The following is a 19,891-nucleotide window of genomic DNA, read 5'->3' as shown; positions in this document are numbered from 1 at the left end:
AGCATAACTTCATTGAATAACTCAGAATTCAATATTTAATTTCTATCAATGAATGAATCTAAATTATGATTTGCCATATTTTCTACAGTCCCAATATTATAAGTAACATTTAAGACATGTTCCTTCTCAGTTTCTGTAAACTCCCAATCATCTCCCAAAATTCCTTCTTTTTCAAGGTTATAAGATAATTCAAGAATTTTAAATTTAATGGTATCTAATGCTTTCTGAAAAGGAATTTTACTCGTTCGAATTTGAAATATAAAATGACTCTCTTGATACTGTGGGTTGTTTTCTCTAAGAATTTTATCTATATCACTTTTTACCTCAAGAGTGACGCTATCGGATTTAGTTTTAAGTGCACCTTCAAAAAAAGAAATTCCATCCTTTATAATTTGACCAGAAAATATTGCCTCAGCATTAAAAATAGCAGTTTGTCCAGATAATGAATTTTTTAAACATAAAGAACCAAAGATATATCTATATTCAGGAATATTAGAATCATCGATAGACTGATAGCCATTTAACTCTAATTCACACCATCTTTTTAAATCATCCAAATTCAATTTACAAGAAATTAGATATGCATGTCTTAATATATCGCTGATTTGAGATGAAGGATCTAAAACTAATTTTTGTAATGCGATAATTGCTTTCATATTACCTAGCTATGAAGTTGTATAACTTCATTCTCCTACTAATTCAGTTAACATCACAATATTTGAGAAATATCATCACTAAAAACTTTTTGATCAATTGTACTTTTATTATTACCTGATGCTAAATTTTGAACATTACCAGTGATGTTGATATTGAAAATTTGATTTATTTTCTCTTGAGGAATAGGGTTTGAATTTATAGCAACATCACCAGCATCTTTATCAATCATTTCTATTTCCAATACAAAATTTAATATTTTAGTTTTTATTGTATCTACTATACCTATAACAAATGATGTTGGGATTACTTTCCATGCTTGCATACAAACATAACCTTCATACATGTTATTCCCAAATTGAGCTAAAATTGTTGCTCCCCATTCTTGTGATAATGTACTGGCAGTAGTAGTAGTTAAATTTTCTAATGTAGCAACTGGACTGAAAAAATTAGCTGTTGTTAAAATTTCTTGTAACTCTTTTGGTAAATTAAAAGTAGGTACGTCTGCATCTCTTAACGCTCTTCCAAAAGAACCTGAAAAGTGACCTTTTGAGTAAACATTTTTTAGTATTCTATAATTGGGCAAAAATTGCTGATCTTTAGGATAACCATTTAGTTCATATTCAACCCAAGCTTTAAAATCTTCATTTCCTAACTTATAGGCTAAAATTTTACATTTACGTAATAAATTAGAAATACTAACATTTGAATTTGTCACATCATTTTGAATTTCTTGTAATAAAGACATCTTATTCCTAATTAAAAAACCCCAGTGGCTACACATTATAGTTTTTTGAGAACTAGATCAAGAATAGACTGTTGACTGTTGTAGTGGTCAACAACGGCTTTGTTGCATAAATATGTAAGCATCTGATTTAAATAAATTTAATTTTGGATCAAAAAATAATCAAAACTTTTAAAATCATATAGTTATGAAATCTTTGTGCAACAAAGCCGTCAACAACTATAGGTCACTTTTGAATAGGTATATTACTTACCTTATTAATAAGGTCTCTAGTATATTTATATTAAGTTTTTCTAAAATACTATTAATGGTTAGTAACGTACTCGAATGACTTAGTATAAAAAATTATCCAAATTTATCCTGTTCTATTCCTCTCGTTTATTTGCCTAAAACTCTGAATGTAATAGTTAACTAAGAATGGCATTGATGGTGGAAAGTGTAATTGTTGACTAAGTAAATCATGTCCGATAAGTATTTAAACACGATTATTAAAAGAATTTGTAGAAATCGGCAGTCCACAATACTGCCTAAAATCATTCAAAGTTAAGTAACACTTTGGTTTTCAAAAAAGCATTCTAAAGTGTCTAATTGATATAAGAATTATTGGCTAAGAAAATTATTTAGATACAAATATTTTTATATCGACATCATGACTAGATGTTTGGCTAAACCAAGTGTCTAGTAACTGTATTAGATCAAACCTAATCTGACGCTGGCACCAGAAAAGCTGGGTAGCTGTCAGCTTAGGCATGAGCTAGTACAACTAAATATTTAAAGTTAACCAATTAAGTTAAGGTATTCCTGTTCAGTTAATACCTTAACGCCTTTATCACGAGCTGCTTTAATCTTAGTTTCACCAACCTTGTCGCCAGTTACCAGAAAGGTAGTTTTACCAGTAACTGATTTAGCCACTTTTGCTCCAAGTGCTTTTGCATTCTTTTCCATATCGTCACGGGAACCTTGTTGCATCGAGCCAGTAAATACAACGACCGCTCCAGCTATAGGCGAATCTGAACTTTCTCTATCAGATTCCTTGGGGGTAACACTTAAGTTGAAACCGAGACTATATACTTTAAAAAACTCTTCTCTAACGTTTGCTAGACCTTCGACAATAGCTTCAGCGCTTAGTTGTGCAAATCCATCTATTTTAACCATATCCTCGACTGATATTTCGAAAACCTGAACTACGTCATAATGCTGAAGTAGTTTCTCACAGTTTCCACCAGCTAATCGGGTAACACCAAATGCAGCAAGAAACCTCCAATCCTCTATTTCAATCTCTCTACTTACTTGAAGTTGATCTATAAGATTCTGTGACGTTTTATCCCCAAATCCAAACTCTACAAATTGATCCTTAGGAATCTGATAGATTTCGTGGATATGCTTAATACCTTGATTAGCTATTTTTTCAATCACCTTTGGCCCAAAGCCATCGACATTACCCAATGTTTTAAAAAAATGAATCAGTGTATTCTCTGTTTGGGCAGGGCAGTCTGACTTATTCGGGCACATTAAATGATCGCCCTCCCAAATAAGGTGAGCTCCACAACTAGGACAATTTTTAGGTAATTCTGGCTCTGCTGGTTTGATAACTTCTTCAATTTTTGGAATAACTAAGCCACTTCTGACTAGCTTAATGATTGCTCCAGGACCAACCCCTTTGGTCTTCACCATACTATAGTGGTGAACGGTTGCTCTACTTAAAGTAGCCCCACTAAGTTTTGTCGGAACCAATACAGCTACCGGTGAAACTCGACCAGTCCTTGAAGTCTGTGGAACAACTTCCAATACTTCGACTTCAGCCGTTGCATCATTCACTTTAAAAGCAATTTGCCATCTATGAAATTTTCTCGTAGAACCCATATGCTCTTTAATCGGCTCATTTGTTGATTCTAAGATTAAACCATCAACATCAAAATCAACTGAGTTCCATATATCTTCAAGAATACTCTCAAAGTTTGACAACAACTCTTCAATACTTCCTGTCCAGTTCTCTAATAGTGAAAAAGGGTAGAAGACACAGGCACCTTCATCAATTGCCTTTTGAACATCTTCATCAACTTTCTTTTCAGCAATAATTGCTGCTTGGATATTTCGTGAGTTTTCAAACTTTTCACTCAACACTTCATCGAAGTAACTTTTCTTGATTACGATTTCGCCCGGGCCTAAACCTCTTCCTGCATTTTCTGCTACTTTGAGTCCTCGTTCAAATGCACGAGTAATATCTTGACCTCTTGTCCCATCACCTCGGGTATAGAGAGTTATGCCGTCATCATAAGCAGCATAACCATCAAGTTTCGGTGTAACCCTAATACGAATTAAATTTTGATCAAAATCAATTTCTGACGCTGCTTTAGTAATTCTTTCCGTCCATTTTTTAATTTCTTCAAAAGAATATGCTTTATCAGTAGAAAGCATTTTCTTTGGAAGTCGGACAGTCTTGCTATCGATTAAAACTTCAGGCTCTACATTTAATAAGTATGGATTGTCGGGATCATGAGTTTTGAAGTAATTAAGATATTCATCATACTTCTCATCCTCAATAATCGGATAACCGGATCTGTAAAGAGCATTGGCTACTTTAAGTAATGTTTCCAACTCTTCCCAACTGTGATCATCAGATGTAAATAACTTCTCTGCTTCTTCTATACCTAAATTAAGACCTAGCTTTTCAATAATGGCGATTTGGTTGTCGTTAAATTTATAGTTAAACATTACTACTACCCTTGTACTGCCATTTGAAAATCTAATTGAGTTCTACTTGAAACACTTGAGTTCATGGTGACACCTACATCACCACTACGATAAACACTGACGGTATCGCCAATTCGCACATCTAGTCGGTGGATTTCCCCAATATTATGCAAGGTAACATTTGAAACGGTCACGCCGCCCACAGCAACAGGATTCAGCCGCGCTACAGGGGTCAATGTACCTGTACGCCCTACTTGCCAGTCAATATTTTCAACCGTGGTGAGCGCAGCCACCGCAGGGAATTTATAAGCCGTTGCCCAACGCGGTTCTCGACTTAAAAACCCGAGCTGTTGCTGTTGTTTGAGACTGTTGACCTTAACCACCATGCCGTCAATTTCCACACTCAATTGTGGTCGTTCCGCATTGATTTGCTCATAAACCGCTTGAACTTCTTGGATACTATCGCAAACAAAATGACGCTCACCGACTGCAAAACCAAACTGTTGCAACCACTCTAGACTTTCCGACATGGTGCTTTGACCATGATTTGGTTCACACTGCGCAATACCATAAGCATAAAATGCGAGTGGACGCGAAGCCGCAATATGCGGGTCTAACTGACGTAGACTGCCAGCTGCGGCATTACGTGGGTTGGCAAAAGTCTTCTCCCCTTTAGCTTCGTTTTCGGCATTGAGCTTTTCAAAACCTGCTTTAGGCATCAAAACTTCGCCACGAACTTCCAGTAGCTTAGGTACTTCGCCCTGATTTGTGGTCAACACCTTCGGCAAGTTCCGAATGGTTTTGACATTTTGAGTAATGTCTTCCCCTGTTTCACGATCACCACGGGTTACGCCACGCACCAGCACACCCTGTTCATACCATAGTGAAATGGCAAGACCATCGAACTTCAGTTCAACATCATATTGAATCGTTTGATTAGGCAACCGTTCTTCTGCACGGCGTGCAAAGGCGAAGAGTTCTTCTTGATTAAATACATTGCCTAAAGACAGCATCGGTACCACATGGGTCACGCTCGTAAACTTCGCCAAAGGTTTACCACCCACTTTATTGATCGGGCTGTCTGGCTGAATACACTCAGGGTATTGTTCTTCTAAAGCTTTCAGTTGATGAAAGAGCTGATCATATTCACTGTCTAAAATGGTCGGCTGATCCATCACATAATAAGCATGATTATGCTGTGCCAAAATTTGGATCAGTTGACGCATTTGCGCAACGACAGTCGAAGTTTGAGTCATAATTTCACCATAAAAAAGGGCGGTCTTTGTTCCGCCCTAAAAATTGTATTTCTACTGTCTATTATAGAAATCGTTACCGCTGCTTTCAATCAGATTAAGCGTCGATTGATTGTCCAGCACGGTAATCAATCGCCAAGTGGCGCCAATGCTCACGCAGTTGGGGCGTGAACTCTTGGTTGTTTTGGTCATAAACCGTTCCATCGATTTCACGGGCAATTAAACGTGAAATACTGTCCATGGTGTCGAAGGCATTTTGGACATCGCGGTGTGGTAAGGCCAAGAAAAAGGCCAAGCCTTTAATTGGATCGGTCGAGAGATTTTCCAAGTCAAAACCATCCATGCCTGTATCAGTAATTTGCAAAACAGAGAACAGTAACTTGGTTCCATCTTCGTTATAACGATGGAAACACGACATTTCGCCAAAACGTAAACCATACTTCATTAAAACTTTTAAAGTTTTCTCACCAGACAATGCACGACGTTCAGGATAAACATTCAGGGCAATAAACGACTCTGCTGTGGCTAAGGCACTTTCATCATCGACAATTTTCTGCTCATACAAATGTGCATCTAAAATACTACTTTCATCGTCAAACTCTGAAATTTCGGCTTTTTCAACGTTCGCATTTAAACTAAATTCAGCTTTATCTGCTTTTGCTTGGTCATCGACAAGCGCTGAGCTTGTACTTTCAGTCGTTGATTCTGTTGCAGTGTTTTCAGGAGTGGCTGAGTCTACTGCTTTATTTTCTATGTCCGCTGATGACACTAAACTTGGTTCAGCATCAGTATTCTCGTCTACAGTATCTGCATCCAAAGCTTTCGGTTCGGCTTTTTCAGGCAGTGTCTCTTCTACAGAGCTTTCGTTTAAAGTCGGCTCTTTACGTTCAACCTCTTCAACTGATGCCGTTTGCAGTTGGTCACGTACATGACGCGGGATAATCGGTTTTTGACTGTCAGCATCGATATGCAATGCGGACTCAAGTGAAGGCGCTGCATCTGCCGGCTTTCGAAAAATCATTCGAACCCCAAACAGCATAATGATCACTGCTATGACGATACCAATAATTGTTGTGTATTCCATTTTATTAGGCCTCCGCGACTAAACCGTATTCTTTTGCCTGTTCTAAATTTACAGTCACTAATTTTGATGTTCCCGGTTCAGGCATCGTAACACCTAACAAGTCGGTCGCCATCGTCATTGCGAGTTTATTATGGGTAATGTAAATGAATTGCACCTGTTCAGAAAGCTCTTTTACAAGATTACAAAATCTTCCCACGTTCGCATCATCTAAAGGCGCATCTACTTCATCCAATACACAAAATGGCGATGGGTTGAGACGGAAAATCGCAAACACCAAGGCCAACGCAGTCAGGGCTTTTTCTCCGCCTGAAAGTAGCGCCAAAGAGCTATTGCGTTTGCCTGGCGGACGAGCCATCAGTTTTACCCCAGACTGCCAATCATCTTCTAAACTTAGACTGGCTTCTCCACCATTGAAAACTTTCGGGAACAGATCTTGTAGTTCAGCATTAACCCGATCAAAAGTGCTCATGAACAGTTTACGGGTTTCTTGGTCAATACTTTTCATTGCAGCACGCAACTGCTCAACGGTATTTTCCAAATCTTGAATTTGATGACTCAACTCTTCAAAACGTTTAGACACTTCTTCATATTCTTCTGAAGCCGCCAAATTGACTGCACCCAATTTCTCAAACTGCTGCTGCGCTTTTTCCAAAATCTGTTGATGGCTGCTGATCTCAATACTCAAACCCAAAATAGGTTCAACATTCATTTCTTTGAGCTGTTCAGAATAATGTTGTAAGTCTGACTTTGCCGCTTGCCACGCCAACCGTTTCTCTTCTAACAGGGTTCTCAACTTTTCATCTTGTTGTTGCTGTTGATGACGGTGTTCGGTCAAACTTTGCTGACGTTCTTGCACTGCATTCAGCTCAACTTGCCATTCAGACCATGTTTTTTGCAGCTTTTCAGTAATCTGTGCTTGTTCGCTGAACTGGCTTTCTAAGGCTGGTAGCTCAAGTTGTACAGGGTCAATAAACTTTTTGGCCTGCTCCATCTGTGACAAAATTTGCTGATACTGCGCTTTTAAGAAAGTACTGTCTTTTTCTAACAGTTCAATCTGCTGTGTGGTTTGCACCGCCTGACGACGCACCATTTCAAGTGCTTGCCAAACCTGCTGTGCCTGCTGCTGGCTATCATCCAGTTGCTCAGTCAAAGACTCCACTTGGAACTGCATGGTTTTGTAATTTGGCAAGTTTTGCTCTAGCTTAATATTCAATGCATGCAGATCAATCTCTAGATCATCTTTTTGCATGGCATCTTCTTCAAGCTGACTGTCTAACTGCGCCAGTTGATTGACCAATTGTTGCTTTTGCACTTCAAAGGCTTGGTTGGTACTTTGCACTTTGGCAATATTCAAATCAATCTGCTGCGTCGCTTGAACTTCTTTTTTCAACAGTTGTTGATCCGCTTTTAACTGCTCATCCACCGCTTGGACTTGAGTACGAAGTTCTGTGGTTTTCGTTTCAAGCTGAGTCAAAAGTCCTATTTTTTCAGCAAGACTCTGCTCAATTTCATCTAAACGAATCCGATGGCTTAGCGCACCCTGTCCAGCTTGGCTTGCTTCGTCATAATCCAAACCAATCACCCAGTCCACGCCGACATGGTAACCGTCTAAACTCAGAAGAGACTGACCATCTTTCAATTGCTTTTGGAGAGCCAAGGCTTGTTTTAAGTTGGTGGTCACCCCCACCTGCTGCCACAAAGAGGATTGTGGCGATTCAATCCAACTGGCTAGGCTATCGCAACCTGCAATTTCGATCAGCTCAACATGCGGCTGAGGCGTTAACTGACGTGCAACCGCATCGGTGAATGCATCGCTGTTGTCCAAACAATGCGCAGAAAGCCATTTGGCTAAGAATTTCTCGACCAGCGCGGCATGGGTTTTAGCCGCATCTTTAAGCTGCAGCACATGCATCAACTGTGGATGATCACTATTTTTTAAGGCACTGACTTTGACCAACAACTGCTTTAGATGTTTCTGTTCTGCACTTAAGACCTGTATATCTGCTTTATGCTGATTCAACTCAGTTTGAGCAGCTTGATGTTGGATACGCAAATCATCCAGCTGCAACTGTACCTCAATGATACTTTGCTCACGTTGTAACTGCTGTGCCTCGGCATCTTGCTTGGCATTTAGCAGTTGGTCAATCGCATCCAACTGGCTTTGGTTTTGAATTTGCGCTGCTTGCTGCTCTAAAATTTGCTTTTGCTGTTCAAAGCGTAAAATGTTTTTGGCCAACTGTTCACTTTGCGCCAACATTTGCGTTTTTTGTTGCTGCTGTTTTTCAACCAAACTTTTGACTTGTTCAAACTGTTGAAGCAATTGTTGCTGCTGTGCTTTTAAATCCGTTAAGCCTTGGCTTTGCTGTTGGTTTTGACTTTCTTGCTGTTGTAACTGTTCGGTATGAAGCTCATTTTGTTCGTGCAAACTTTCCAGTTGTAACTCGATCAACTGCATACGTTCTTTGGTTTGCGCCTTCTGCTGTTCAAGCTGTGCCAAAGCGGTCGTGTTTTGCTGGAACAGTGTCTGCTTTTGTTCCAAAGTCATTTTCAGCTCAGCCAGCTTTTTCTCTGCCTGTTGCCACTCACTCTGTAATGGCGTGGACTGCTGAATCAGGCGTTGAAATAGCTCACTGGTTGACGTCAAATCATGCTCTAAAGTGGTTAACTCTGAACGCACCAGTTTGAACTGCTCACCCAAATCATTCATGTGCAGCGTATATTCTTGCTGTAAACGGCTGCTTTGTTCACACTGAAAAGATAAAACTTCGACTTTAATGGTGCGAATTTGGCTTTCCAGTGTTTTGTATTGAATCGCGGTTTCAGCCTGACGTTTTAAAGTTTTTAACTGTGATCTTAACTCGGAGGCAATATCTTCTAAACGCGATAAATTTTGCGTGGTGTGATCCAAATGCAATAAAGTTTCGCGGCGACGTGCTTGATAACGAGAAACCCCTGCGGCTTCCTCAATAAAAACTCGCATTTCTTCAGGTTTTGCATCGACCAAACGGTTGATCATGCCCTGTTCAATAATCGAATAAGAACGTGGCCCTAAACCTGTGCCCAAAAATATATCGGTAATATCCCGACGACGGCATTTGGTGCCATTTAAAAAGTATTCAGACTTGCCATCTCGGTTGACCTGACGTTTGACCGCCAATTCGGTATAGGCATTATAACTACCACCCAACTTGCCATAAGTGTTGTCAAAACGAAGTTCGACACTGGCAACACTCACGGGTTTACGCTTTGCCGTACCGGTAAAAATGACATCCTGCATACTACCACCACGCAACTGACGCGCACTGGATTCGCCCATGACCCAGCGAATAGCATCGATCACATTGGATTTGCCACAACCGTTCGGCCCAACGACTGCGGTGCGGTTATCTTTAAAGTGTAATATGGTACTGTCGGCAAAAGATTTGAAGCCGGAAAGTTTTAAACTGCTTAAACGCATAATGTCCTGACTAACGTCGTGAGCGTCTCGCCCACGCAAGTTCAATTTGTTTCATTCGGGTCAGAGATTCCAACACCAAGTTACGTAAGTGTCGACAAAAATCTTCCATAAATAAAGTAGCTTGTTGTGATTTTCTGATTAAAACCGCATCAGTCACCAGTTTAAATAAATCATAAGATTCTTGTAACTCTCTACGCGAAGTATTTAAGGTTAAAAAATAGCTCCGACGTATCGAGGGTAACAGTTCTTGGTAAAACTTCATCAAATAGGCATTGCCCACCATTTCATGCTGGCGTGCCAATCCTTCAAAAATCAAATCATAAAATTTTTCGATACTGCCCTGTTTCAGTTGATTCCCCAACTCATCCAATAACAGCTGTAAACTTTCCGCTTCATAGCTACGCCATGTCTCCGCAATACGTTGCACAATTTGCCCCAACAGCAGACTACTGATATCAAACAAGGCGCGCACTTGCTGAGCGGACATTTCAGAGACTATAGCGCCGCGGCGCGGGTAGATTTCAATCAGATGTGTGCGCTCAAGCAGTAACAAGGCCTCACGCACCGAGCCGCGACTCACATCCAGTTCAGCGGCAATACGTAATTCTTGTATGCGCTCACCTTCGACCAACTCACCGCGAATGATTTGTTCACTGATGTGCTTAGCAATTTGTTCGGACAAACTCTCTGTATCATGTGCTTGCATACTGTTCCTAACTTGTTTTTATAAGATGCAATCCATGGTCTTTAGTGACCTATTTTTAGGTTTTACCCGATCTTAAACGCTAAACACTATGTCATTGTCTAACAATTTTACCGTCTATAATGCCAATCAACAGCAACGCACACAACATTGTCAAAGAAATTAAGAACTAAAACCTTGATAAATAAAATATAAACCAACAACCACCAACAAACCCGAAAAACACTTTTTCAACATCGCAGGCGATAAAAGATGCGCCACTTTCGCACCAAACTTGGCGGTGATAAAACTCATGACAGCAATCCCGAAAAAGGCATAGACATGAATATAACCAATGGTATTCGGTACATTCACTTCAGCTCGATGACCAAACCACATAAAACCTAAAGCTCCAGCCACTGCAATTGGTAAGCCACAAGCCGCAGACGTCGCCACAGCTTTTTGCATAACCACACCATGACGGTTTAAGTACGGCACCGTCAAACTCCCCCCACCAATACCAAAGATCGCAGAAGCCACACCAATGCCAGCACCGACAAATAACTGTTTGCCTGTAGAGGGCAACTGACGCGATGGATCGACCTCAACATGTGCGCCACTAAACATTTTGTACGCCACCCATACCGCAAAAAAACCGATCAGCAGTTGTAAGCCATGTCCTGACATATAGTCTGCAATGCCCGCACCTAAAAAAGCACCCATAACTAAACCTGGGGCCAAATTGCGAAACACAGACCACAACACGGCTCCACTTTTATGATGCGCACTCACGGAACTCATTGAAGTGACAATAATCGTGGCCAGTGATGTGCCAACCGCCATGTGCATAATGACACTCGGGTCATAGTTCAAATGAGTAAACACCACATATAAAATCGGGATGATAATGAGTCCACCACCAACGCCAAATAGCCCCGCAGCAAAACCAGCGATTGCGCCAATCAGTAAATATATGATTAACTCCATGATCATTTTTCACTTTTCTCAGATTCATATGGATTTAGAGACACGCCAATTACAACAGCTTCTCGCTGAAGCACAGCAACTTCCTGAAGTTTTATTGCTTAAGCCAGTTACCACGTCCACCAATGATGATGTGCGTGAAATTGCGCAAAAAGGGATTCAGAGCGTTTTGGTCTGCAGTACACGACAAACTCAAGGTCGTGGACAGCGTCAACGACAATGGGTTTCTCCTGAAGGAAACATCTATTTAAGCACATTGCTACAGACCAAAACACCTATAGATGGGCGCTTGGCTTTAGAAATTGCGTTAAATATCTTGCAAATGCCGAGTTTGCAAGGCATTGCTCTGCAAGTGAAATGGCCAAATGACCTTTACAGTGCTCAAGGTAAATGGGGCGGCATTTTAGTTGAACCACTGTCTAGCCACCAAGCGATTATTGGGGTAGGCATCAATATCAACCAAGTCGAAGATACCCAGCTTGATCAAGCCACCAGCTCACTTGAACAGCTGGGTTTAGCCCAAGCAGATCGCATTCGCTTAATGGCGGAACTATATCTAGCGATTCAACAAGCAGGCCTATGGTTCACCCATAACAGTGCAAATCTGGCTTCTCGTTTCAATCATTACGCAGCCTTTATGCAGCAACAGGTCGAATTTGAACATATGAAAGGTCTGTCTCAAGGCCTATTCTTAGGCATTCAAGATGATGGTGCGGTACAAATTCAGACCGCCAATGGTGTTGAAAATTTTTATCAAGGCCGTTTACGTCCAATGATCCTTGTTTAAATGATTGAGCATCATCATGAAAAATTTATGGTTAGATATTGGTAATACTCGTCTGAAGTATTGGATTACGCAAGAAGATCAAATTTTGGAACAAGGGGCTGAGTTACATTTACAGTCCCCTGCCGATTTGCTTTTAGGTCTAATTCAGCATTTTAAAAACTTAAACATCCAACAGATTGGTGTTTCTTCGGTTCAGGACAAAAAAAATAATGACCGAATCGGTAGACTTTTAAAAAGTTTAAATGTACCGATCACCTTTGCTCAAGTACAGGTCAACTATGCTGGCCTACAGTGTGGCTATGAACAGCCGGAACAACTCGGAATTGACCGTTGGCTGCAAGTGTTGGCCGTCGCACGTGATCCTGAGCAGAACTATTGTGTGATTAGCTGTGGCACGGCGCTGACCATCGACTTGGCAGATGGTTTGCAGCATTTGGGCGGCTATATTTTACCAAATCTCTACTTACAACGAGATTCGCTGATCCAGAACACCAAAGGCATTAAAATTCCAGATGCTGCTTTTGATGAACTGGGGCCTGGTCGTAATACCATCGACGCAGTGCATCATGGGATTTTGCTCGGCTTGGTCAGCACCATTGAAAAAGTCTTGCAACAGTCTCCACGCCAACTGATTTTAACTGGCGGTGATGCGCCTGTATTTGCACGCTATTTGGCAGAGTATGCACCACGTATTGAAAATGATTTATTACTTAAAGGACTGCAATATTATATTCAGCATCAACCCTGAGCCACCGCCTGTTGTTGTAAAAGGGGTTTTAAAGTATTAAGCAGTAGCTCAAATTCAGCATAGCCATTTTCACGCATAAAATGCCCTGCACGTTTCACCTCCAGTACCTCTGCACTCAAAAAGTGCCCAAAGGTAAGAGCCAAAGGCGGTGGGACATAGGGGTCATTATTGGAAAACATCACCACACGTGAAGCGATGTGAGAGTGGAGTATCCCGCTGTCTAACTTCGCTTGCGCAATAAAATCACTTAACTCAGGTAAGGTTTTTAAAGCCGCTTTAAAGCCCGCAATACAGAAGATCGCTTTGATTCGACGTTCACGCAGTTTACTACTGAGATAATGTAAAGTCGCTAGACACCCCAAACTATGTGCAATGATGATGGTATTTTCATCCAAAGTAGTCATTTGCAGGGCCAAAGCCTGTTGCCATTCTTCGAAATGTGGTGCATCACTATGCGGAAGCACTAAGCGTTTTACTTCAGCATGCAGATCCATCTGACTGAGTTTTTGACTTAGCCACGGAAACCAATGGCCATTGGGCGATGCTTGATAGCCATGCACAATATAGATATGTTGTTTTGATCCATTCATTTTCAACTTCTTATTATAATGTTTGAAAAGAATAAATTTTACGCAACTTTCAAGCCATAAACAGTGCGTTTTTGTTATTGATTGAGAGTATTGAAAAATACACATAATATTTTCCATGACTCACAAAACAACAGAAAAAAAGGCGCTCAACGCGCCTTTTTCTGAAATGGTTAGAAGTAGATTACTTCTTATCGTTCCCACCAAATAATGGTCCCATTCCGCCACCACCACCAAATTGTTTTTGCATACCACTTAATGATTTCATCATTTTTGCCATACCCGATGGATTGGCAAATTTCTTCATCATTTTCGCCATTTGCGCATGTTGTTTAATCAATTTATTGACTTCAACGACATCCATACCACAGCCTGCTGCAATGCGCTTTTTACGGCTTGGGTTCATCAGATCTGGATTGCGGCGCTCTTTGATGGTCATCGATTGGATAATCGCTTCCATCTTTTTCACTTGCTTTTCAGGGTTAGCTTGCGCCAACGCATCTTGAATCCCTGCATTGCTCATGCCAGGCAACTTGTCCAAGAAGCCCATCATGCCGCCCATTTTATTCATTTGCTCAAACTGCATTAGCATATCTTCAAAGTTGAAGCTGCCGCCTTTTTGCAGTTTTTTCGCCATTTTTTCGGCTTTTTCTTTGTCGACTTTACGTTCAAGCTCTTCGACCAAAGAAAGTACGTCACCCATACCCAAGATACGCTGTGCAACACGTTCAGGATGGAATGGCTCTAAGGCATCGAGCTTTTCACCCATACCTAAGAATTTGATTGGCTTACCTGTGATTGCACGTACTGAAAGCGCCGCACCACCACGTGCATCACCATCAGTTTTGGTCAGAATCACACCAGTTAATGGCAGTGCATCATTGAAGGCTTTGGCTGTATTTGCAGCATCCTGACCTGTCATTGCATCGACCACGAACAAAGTTTCAGTTGGCTTAATCGCCGCATGAAGTTCTTTGATCTCATCCATCATTTCATCGTCTACGTGTAGACGACCTGCAGTATCGACAATCAAGACATCCGCAAACTGAATTTTGGCTTGTTCAATTGCACGGGTTGCAATGGTAATCGGTTTTTCGTCAGCACTCGATTCAAAGAAAATCGCGCCAACTTCACCTGCAACGGTTTGTAGCTGTTTAATTGCTGCTGGACGGTAAACGTCGGCAGATACCATCGCTACTTTTTTCTTTTGGCGTTCTTGTAAGAATCGAGCAAGTTTTGCAGCCGTTGTTGTTTTACCTGCACCTTGTAAGCCCGCGAGTAGGACCACAACAGGAGGTTTTGCTGCAAGATCAAGGCTTTCATTTGCCTCGCCCATCATTTTCGTTAATTCGTCATGCACGATTTTAACAAATGCTTGGCCCGGCGATAATTGAGTCATGACTTCTTGACCCAACGCCTCTTCCTTAACTTTCGCGATAAATTCACGAGTTACAGGAAGTGCAACATCGGCTTCAAGAAGTGCCATACGTACTTCACGTAGGGTATCTTTAATATTGTCTTCGGTTAGCTGCCCAGAGCCAGTAACATTTCTTAAACTCTGCGTGAGTCGTTCCGTTAAGGTATCAAACATTGCAAAATCCGCTTAAAATTGCTAGTTGCAAAAAAATCTTTCTTAAAATAGAAAATTTATGCATAGAATGCTATAGGATACTGTAGTTCGCACCGAATTTATATAAATGAATATTCATCATCCTGAAAAAGGTTTGACATGATTAGCCTGCCCTTGGTTTACACCATCTTAGCATTAGTCGCTTATACCACCTCTTTTTGGTATTTGTTCCTCAAATTAATGGCTAAACGTGATCCAAACCATTGGTTTATTGGCATTATTTTAGGCTTAGGCTTATTACTACATGCAACTGTTTTGTACCATGACATGCTCACGCCAATGGGGGTGAATTATGACGTTTTTGTCTTAATGTCATTTACATCGGGGCTCATGCTATTACTTAGTCTACTCTATAGCACTTACCGTCCAATTCTAGCTTTGAACCTGATTGGCATTCCTGTGGCCGCTACAGGACTCATTTTAGGTTTTGCCTTTAGTCAGTCCACTCAATTTATTGAACAGCGCTCATTGGGTTTAGATATTCATATTATTTTGTCGCTGTCCGCCTATGCGGTGCTACTCATGGCGACCATACAAGCCGTGATCTTATGGTTCCAGGATCGTGAGTTAAAGAACAAACAAAAGAAACGCTTTTGGGTCAACTTACTGCCCTCTTTTCAAGCCATGGAATCTTTACTGTTTGACTTGATTAAAACGGGTTTTCTTTTACTGACCGTGGCGTTGGTGTTTGGTTTCTTTACTATCGATAACTTTTTTGCCCAACATCTGGCACATAAAACCGCTTTTAGTATTATTTCTTGGTTCGTGTATGGGGCTTTACTCATCGGACATTACCGTTTTGGTTGGCGCGGTCAAAAAGCGATTCGTTTTACCTTAATTGGATTCTTCTTGTTGGCTGTTGGTTTTATCGGTTCTAAGTTTGTATTGGAAATGATTTTAGGTCGATAAAGTCTTTTTTAGTTTGACTAGGTGTTTAGTCCCGGCATTTGATGGATCGGATCAATCTTAAAAAGTTCAGGTTCATCTATCCACTGTTTGCAGATGAATTCGTAGGGAGTCAGGCCCCTGAGTGTTTTGAGTCTGCGGCCGAAGTTGTATGCAGCAATAAAATCAGCAAGGTGAATGCATAGCTGAGTGTGATCGTCGTAATGGAACCGTTTAACAATAGCTTCTTTAATCGTTCGGTTCATCCTCTCGACCTGTCCATTGGTCCATGGATGCTTAACCTTGGTAAGACGATGTTCAATGCCACATTCAGTACAAACCCGATCAAAGATGTGCTCAGAGGCGTAGCTATCACAGGTGCGGTTCGTGAACTGGATGCCGTTATCTGTTAGCACCGTATGGATTCTATAGGGCACAGCCTTAACCAGATTGCACAGGAACTCCGCGGCTGCCATCTTACTGGCTTTAGTATGCAATTCAGTGAACGCGCACTTGGAAGTGCGATCAATGGCAACGAAGAAATAATGCTTACCCTGTGCTGTTTGCATCTCAGCGATGTCGATATGAAAGTAACCAATGGGGTAGCTCTTGAAGCGCTTCCTGACAGGGCGATCACCTTGTACCTCAGGCAGTCTTGAAATACGATGCCGCTGCAAGCAGCGGTGTAACGACGAGCGTGTCAGATAAGGAATACTCGGCTGCAATGCATAAAGACAATCGTCTAGTGGCAACAAAGTGCGTTTTCGAAAAGCAACAATTGCCGCCTCATCTTCAGGCGATAACACGCTTGAGCGAGGATTCTTTGGACCGGTTGTAAGATCATCTACTGAAGTACGTTTCTTCCATTTTGCGACGGTCTTTTGATTGATGCCGTAACGCTCCGCTAGCCTTCTTAAGCTCTCTTGACTATTTTGTATTGCTCGACGCACTGCCTGTGTCGTTGTGGCACTGCTGTGTAGAACTTGTCCCATAGTGCTTCCTTCCATTTATCTGAGAATATTGCACCATTAAAATCTGAGACTAAACACACAGGCTATTCGAAATCTTACAGGGACGGTTATTTTAGTTTCACATGATGACGCCTTTGTCGAGGAGACACAGATTCAAAGCTATTTCGCTTTAACCCAGACACCTTAGACTAGACAGCGTGATCGGATTTGCGTATAACACCGTTTTTCTATTTGACTGGTGACACCGCTGTGAAACTCATTCTTGCACCAATGGAAGGCTTAACCGACCCCATCATGCGTGATGTGCTCACGTCTGTAGGTAGCTTCGACTGGTGTGTGACCGAGTTTATCCGTGTGACCAATTCGGTCTTACCCGATCATATTTTTCATCAGTATTGCCCTGAATTACTGAATGATGGAAAAACGGCAGCGGGAACACCCGTGCATGTTCAATTTTTAGGCAATGACCCTGAAATGTTGGCTGCCAATGCCATCCGTGCAGTGAAACTCGGTGCACCCGCCATTGATATGAACTTTGGCTGTCCAGCCAAAACCGTGAACCGTCACCGTGGTGGCTCTGTACTCTTAGATGAGCCAGAAGTGGTACATGAACTGGTCAAAGCCGTGCGTGATGCGGTTCCTGCACATATTCCTGTTTCTGCGAAAATGCGCTTAGGCTATATGGACCGACATTTTATGTTGGACAATGCTCATGCCATTGAAGATGCAGGTGCAGCATGGGTTACCGTGCATGCACGTACCAAAGCCGATGGTTATACCCCACCCGCTTTTTGGGATCAGCTCCGCCCGATTCGTGAAGCATTGAAGATCAATGTGATTGCCAATGGTGAAATTTGGAACAATACAGACGCGAAACAGTGTCGGTTAGAGTCTGGCTGTGAAGATTTGATGATTGGACGTGGTGCCGTGACTACCCCCGATTTGACTCAGTGTATTCGTCAAAATATCGATACACCTCTGCTCACATGGAATGAGCTACTGACCTTACAAATCCGTTTTTTAAACGGCGGCTATAAAAAAGAAATGAATATGGTCGGACGTTATAAGCAATGGCTTGGCATGATGTCTAAACACTATCCTGAAGCCAAAGCCCTCTGGGATGAAGTCAAGCGTATCAAGCCGCTGGATGACATTATTCTTAAACTAAACGCAAGCGCGACTTAATCCGTTCGCGCAACGATCGCGACATAAGTGGGTAAGTTCCATGCACCACCCGCAAAACCTTTACATTGCTGGGATTGTGCATGATAACTGAGGACAAAAGCCTTTCCATTCCAAGCCCACTCGGAACGAATACCGCAGTCAGCAATACCCCGCCCTTTTTGCTCTGAGAAAATCTGCGCCTCACTAAAACTTGAACCTGATGTGGTGACTTGCTGCTGAATCTTTTGCAATGCTTTGTCCATGACCCAATAACCTAGACCTTCATTGTACGCCCCACGCCAGCATGGCACTTGAACCACCACTTGTTCTGCATTCAGCGGATAGACTGAAACCCGATCTTCCTCAAAAAACCGTGCTTCATATAAATTTGGACAGTCTTGTTCATCTGTTGTTGCTTTTAACTTTTTAAAGAGTTGATGGGCATTTTTACTGTCCACGGCAAAGTAGCTGGCAACCGCAGGGCGATATGCCGTAATACCAATTTGAGGGATGGCTTTGGGTTGTAAAACATTTTGCTCAGACTGATTGCCTTTTTGATATACCGCATTCGGCGTATTTACACGTTTTTGTATATCATCCATTTTAAGCAAAACTGCATTTGCCCCAGCAGTTGAAATTTGCCATTGCTGTGCTTGGGTCGTGAGACGAATATCTTCTGCGCCTACCAAAGCCTTTAGCAACTGCGCACTTTGAGCACTGGACAGTTTCGCGGTACTTTTCTTGGCATCGATGGTCAGGCTCCCCAGAGATGTTCCTCCTACGTTTAAACTAGCTTCAGTATCCTGCGTAAACTCCTCCGCCACTTGAATTTGGCTGAGTACTGCACTGCCTGCACCTGCGGGACGAGAAATCAGCAATGAAACTGGATGACCAAACTCAGCATCACTTTGATATCCCACTGCACGGCACATGCCCGTATTATCACAGGCAAGTTCCCAGTCTTTATGCATAAAATAGTTACCCGTTTCAGCATGAGTCAACTGGCTCAGGGCACTCATCAGCAATACACCAATGATGGGACTATTTCGTTTTATAATCTTATTATTCAACATATGCACTCACTCCACTTCAGAGGAATCTTAATTTTGCACTCAAAAACTTCGGCTTTGCACGATACCTGTATAATTTAAACAATCTTCAACGCGAATCCGTTGTACTCTCGACAGCTGATCTAAATCAAACCAAGCATAAGCCGTATGTTCATCACTGAGGCTGATCTCAGCAGATGCAGCCAAATGACATCTAAAAATAAAGGCATGTGAGGTCACTGCCGAATGAAAGTACACACCCGATAAATAATCGATTTGAACCTGACAACCGAGCTCTTCTTGGCACTCACGCAATAAAGCCTGATGAATGGTTTCTCCCATATCAAAGGCTCCACCGGGTAGCCCCCAAGCCTGATCGGCATAATTGGCTTTCAGTAGCAAAACCTGTCCTGCGTCATTGGTCAGCACTGCATGAGAACTCAGTCGGTAAAAGTCTTGAAATGCCATAGATACCTTATTCTTAAGTTGTTCATGTTGTCATTAAAACATAACTCAC

At 41.7% G+C, this 19,891-nt stretch carries 16 protein-coding genes and 1 pseudogene; 4 read left to right on the top strand and 13 right to left on the bottom strand.

The window, feature by feature from the left end:
* Nucleotides 1-35 precede the first annotated feature (35 nt).
* From ACG9ZB_RS00430 to ACG9ZB_RS00395, 8 genes and pseudogenes are all read right to left on the bottom strand, one after another.
* Entirely contained in the window at nucleotides 36-656 is a 621-nt protein-coding gene (locus ACG9ZB_RS00430; RefSeq protein WP_419323414.1) for a hypothetical protein, read from the bottom strand.
* A 53-nt stretch (nucleotides 657-709) separates the two neighbouring features.
* Nucleotides 710-1,402 (bottom strand): hypothetical protein, encoded by a 693-nt coding sequence (locus tag ACG9ZB_RS00425; protein ID WP_348923480.1) that lies wholly within the window; start codon nucleotides 1,400-1,402, stop codon nucleotides 710-712.
* A 774-nt stretch (nucleotides 1,403-2,176) separates the two neighbouring features.
* Complete coding sequence (locus ACG9ZB_RS00420; protein WP_291394441.1) at nucleotides 2,177-4,114, bottom strand: BRCT domain-containing protein; 1,938 nt, start codon at nucleotides 4,112-4,114, stop codon at nucleotides 2,177-2,179.
* Nucleotides 4,115-4,188: 74 nt separating this feature from the next.
* A pseudogene (gene ligA / locus ACG9ZB_RS00415) lies at nucleotides 4,189-5,349 on the bottom strand (NAD-dependent DNA ligase LigA); the annotation flags it as partial.
* A 94-nt stretch (nucleotides 5,350-5,443) separates the two neighbouring features.
* Nucleotides 5,444-6,430, bottom strand: coding sequence for a cell division protein ZipA C-terminal FtsZ-binding domain-containing protein (locus ACG9ZB_RS00410; protein WP_419323411.1), 987 nt, complete (start codon nucleotides 6,428-6,430; stop codon nucleotides 5,444-5,446).
* A gap of 4 nt (nucleotides 6,431-6,434) precedes the next feature.
* Nucleotides 6,435-9,887 carry a chromosome segregation protein SMC gene (gene smc / locus ACG9ZB_RS00405; RefSeq protein WP_419323785.1) on the bottom strand — a complete coding sequence of 1,151 codons (3,453 nt, stop codon included), beginning with the start codon at nucleotides 9,885-9,887 and terminating at the stop codon, nucleotides 6,435-6,437.
* A gap of 10 nt (nucleotides 9,888-9,897) precedes the next feature.
* Nucleotides 9,898-10,593, bottom strand: a complete 696-nt coding sequence (locus tag ACG9ZB_RS00400; RefSeq protein ID WP_062034029.1) for a GntR family transcriptional regulator — start codon at nucleotides 10,591-10,593, stop codon at nucleotides 9,898-9,900.
* A 159-nt stretch (nucleotides 10,594-10,752) separates the two neighbouring features.
* Nucleotides 10,753-11,556, bottom strand: coding sequence for a sulfite exporter TauE/SafE family protein (locus tag ACG9ZB_RS00395; RefSeq protein WP_419323409.1), 804 nt, complete (start codon nucleotides 11,554-11,556; stop codon nucleotides 10,753-10,755).
* Between the two features lie 28 nt (nucleotides 11,557-11,584).
* On the opposite strand from ACG9ZB_RS00395, the gene ACG9ZB_RS00390 reads away from it, so the two are divergent.
* Both ACG9ZB_RS00390 and ACG9ZB_RS00385 read left to right on the top strand, forming a co-directional pair.
* The gene (locus tag ACG9ZB_RS00390) at nucleotides 11,585-12,340 is read left to right on the top strand and encodes a biotin--[acetyl-CoA-carboxylase] ligase (RefSeq protein WP_348943170.1); all 756 of its coding nucleotides are present in this window, start codon (nucleotides 11,585-11,587) and stop codon (nucleotides 12,338-12,340) included.
* A gap of 16 nt (nucleotides 12,341-12,356) precedes the next feature.
* Nucleotides 12,357-13,088: a type III pantothenate kinase gene (locus ACG9ZB_RS00385; RefSeq protein ID WP_419323407.1), complete on the top strand. Its 732-nt coding sequence runs from the start codon at nucleotides 12,357-12,359 to the stop codon at nucleotides 13,086-13,088.
* Here ACG9ZB_RS00385 and ACG9ZB_RS00380 read toward each other — a convergent pair.
* On the bottom strand, nucleotides 13,079-13,678 hold the full coding sequence (locus ACG9ZB_RS00380) for an RBBP9/YdeN family alpha/beta hydrolase (RefSeq protein WP_419323405.1): 600 nt from the start codon (nucleotides 13,676-13,678) through the stop codon (nucleotides 13,079-13,081). The two genes, ACG9ZB_RS00385 and ACG9ZB_RS00380, sit on opposite strands and share 10 nt — an antisense overlap.
* A 181-nt stretch (nucleotides 13,679-13,859) precedes the next feature.
* Nucleotides 13,860-15,266, bottom strand: coding sequence for a signal recognition particle protein (ffh, locus tag ACG9ZB_RS00375; RefSeq protein ID WP_010327404.1), 1,407 nt, complete (start codon nucleotides 15,264-15,266; stop codon nucleotides 13,860-13,862).
* 138 nt (nucleotides 15,267-15,404) lie between these two features.
* On the opposite strand from ffh, the gene ACG9ZB_RS00370 reads away from it, so the two are divergent.
* Nucleotides 15,405-16,214, top strand: coding sequence for a cytochrome C assembly family protein (locus ACG9ZB_RS00370; protein ID WP_010327405.1), 810 nt, complete (start codon nucleotides 15,405-15,407; stop codon nucleotides 16,212-16,214).
* Between the two features lie 17 nt (nucleotides 16,215-16,231).
* Here the strand turns inward: ACG9ZB_RS00370 and ACG9ZB_RS00365 are convergent, their stop codons facing one another.
* The gene (locus ACG9ZB_RS00365; protein WP_419323403.1) at nucleotides 16,232-17,182 is read right to left on the bottom strand and encodes an IS481 family transposase; all 951 of its coding nucleotides are present in this window, start codon (nucleotides 17,180-17,182) and stop codon (nucleotides 16,232-16,234) included.
* 228 nt (nucleotides 17,183-17,410) lie between these two features.
* Between ACG9ZB_RS00365 and ACG9ZB_RS00360 the strand changes: the two genes are divergently transcribed.
* The gene (locus ACG9ZB_RS00360) at nucleotides 17,411-18,346 is read left to right on the top strand and encodes a tRNA dihydrouridine synthase (RefSeq protein WP_234304569.1); all 936 of its coding nucleotides are present in this window, start codon (nucleotides 17,411-17,413) and stop codon (nucleotides 18,344-18,346) included.
* Here the strand turns inward: ACG9ZB_RS00360 and ACG9ZB_RS00355 are convergent.
* Together ACG9ZB_RS00355 and ACG9ZB_RS00350 are read right to left on the bottom strand one after the other, a co-directional pair.
* A complete protein-coding gene (locus ACG9ZB_RS00355; RefSeq protein WP_419323401.1) occupies nucleotides 18,343-19,398 on the bottom strand; it encodes a DUF1176 domain-containing protein in 1,056 nt (351 codons plus the stop codon). The genes ACG9ZB_RS00360 and ACG9ZB_RS00355 overlap by 4 nt on opposite strands.
* Nucleotides 19,399-19,437: 39 nt before the next feature.
* Complete coding sequence (locus tag ACG9ZB_RS00350) at nucleotides 19,438-19,842, bottom strand: NUDIX hydrolase (protein ID WP_419323399.1); 405 nt, start codon at nucleotides 19,840-19,842, stop codon at nucleotides 19,438-19,440.
* Nucleotides 19,843-19,891 lie beyond the last annotated feature (49 nt).

Source organism: Acinetobacter johnsonii (assembly GCF_048551975.1).
Taxonomy (GTDB): domain Bacteria; phylum Pseudomonadota; class Gammaproteobacteria; order Pseudomonadales; family Moraxellaceae; genus Acinetobacter; species Acinetobacter johnsonii_A.
The sequence above is the reverse complement of the archived record's forward strand: the minus strand, read 5'-3'. Positions and strand labels throughout refer to the sequence as shown.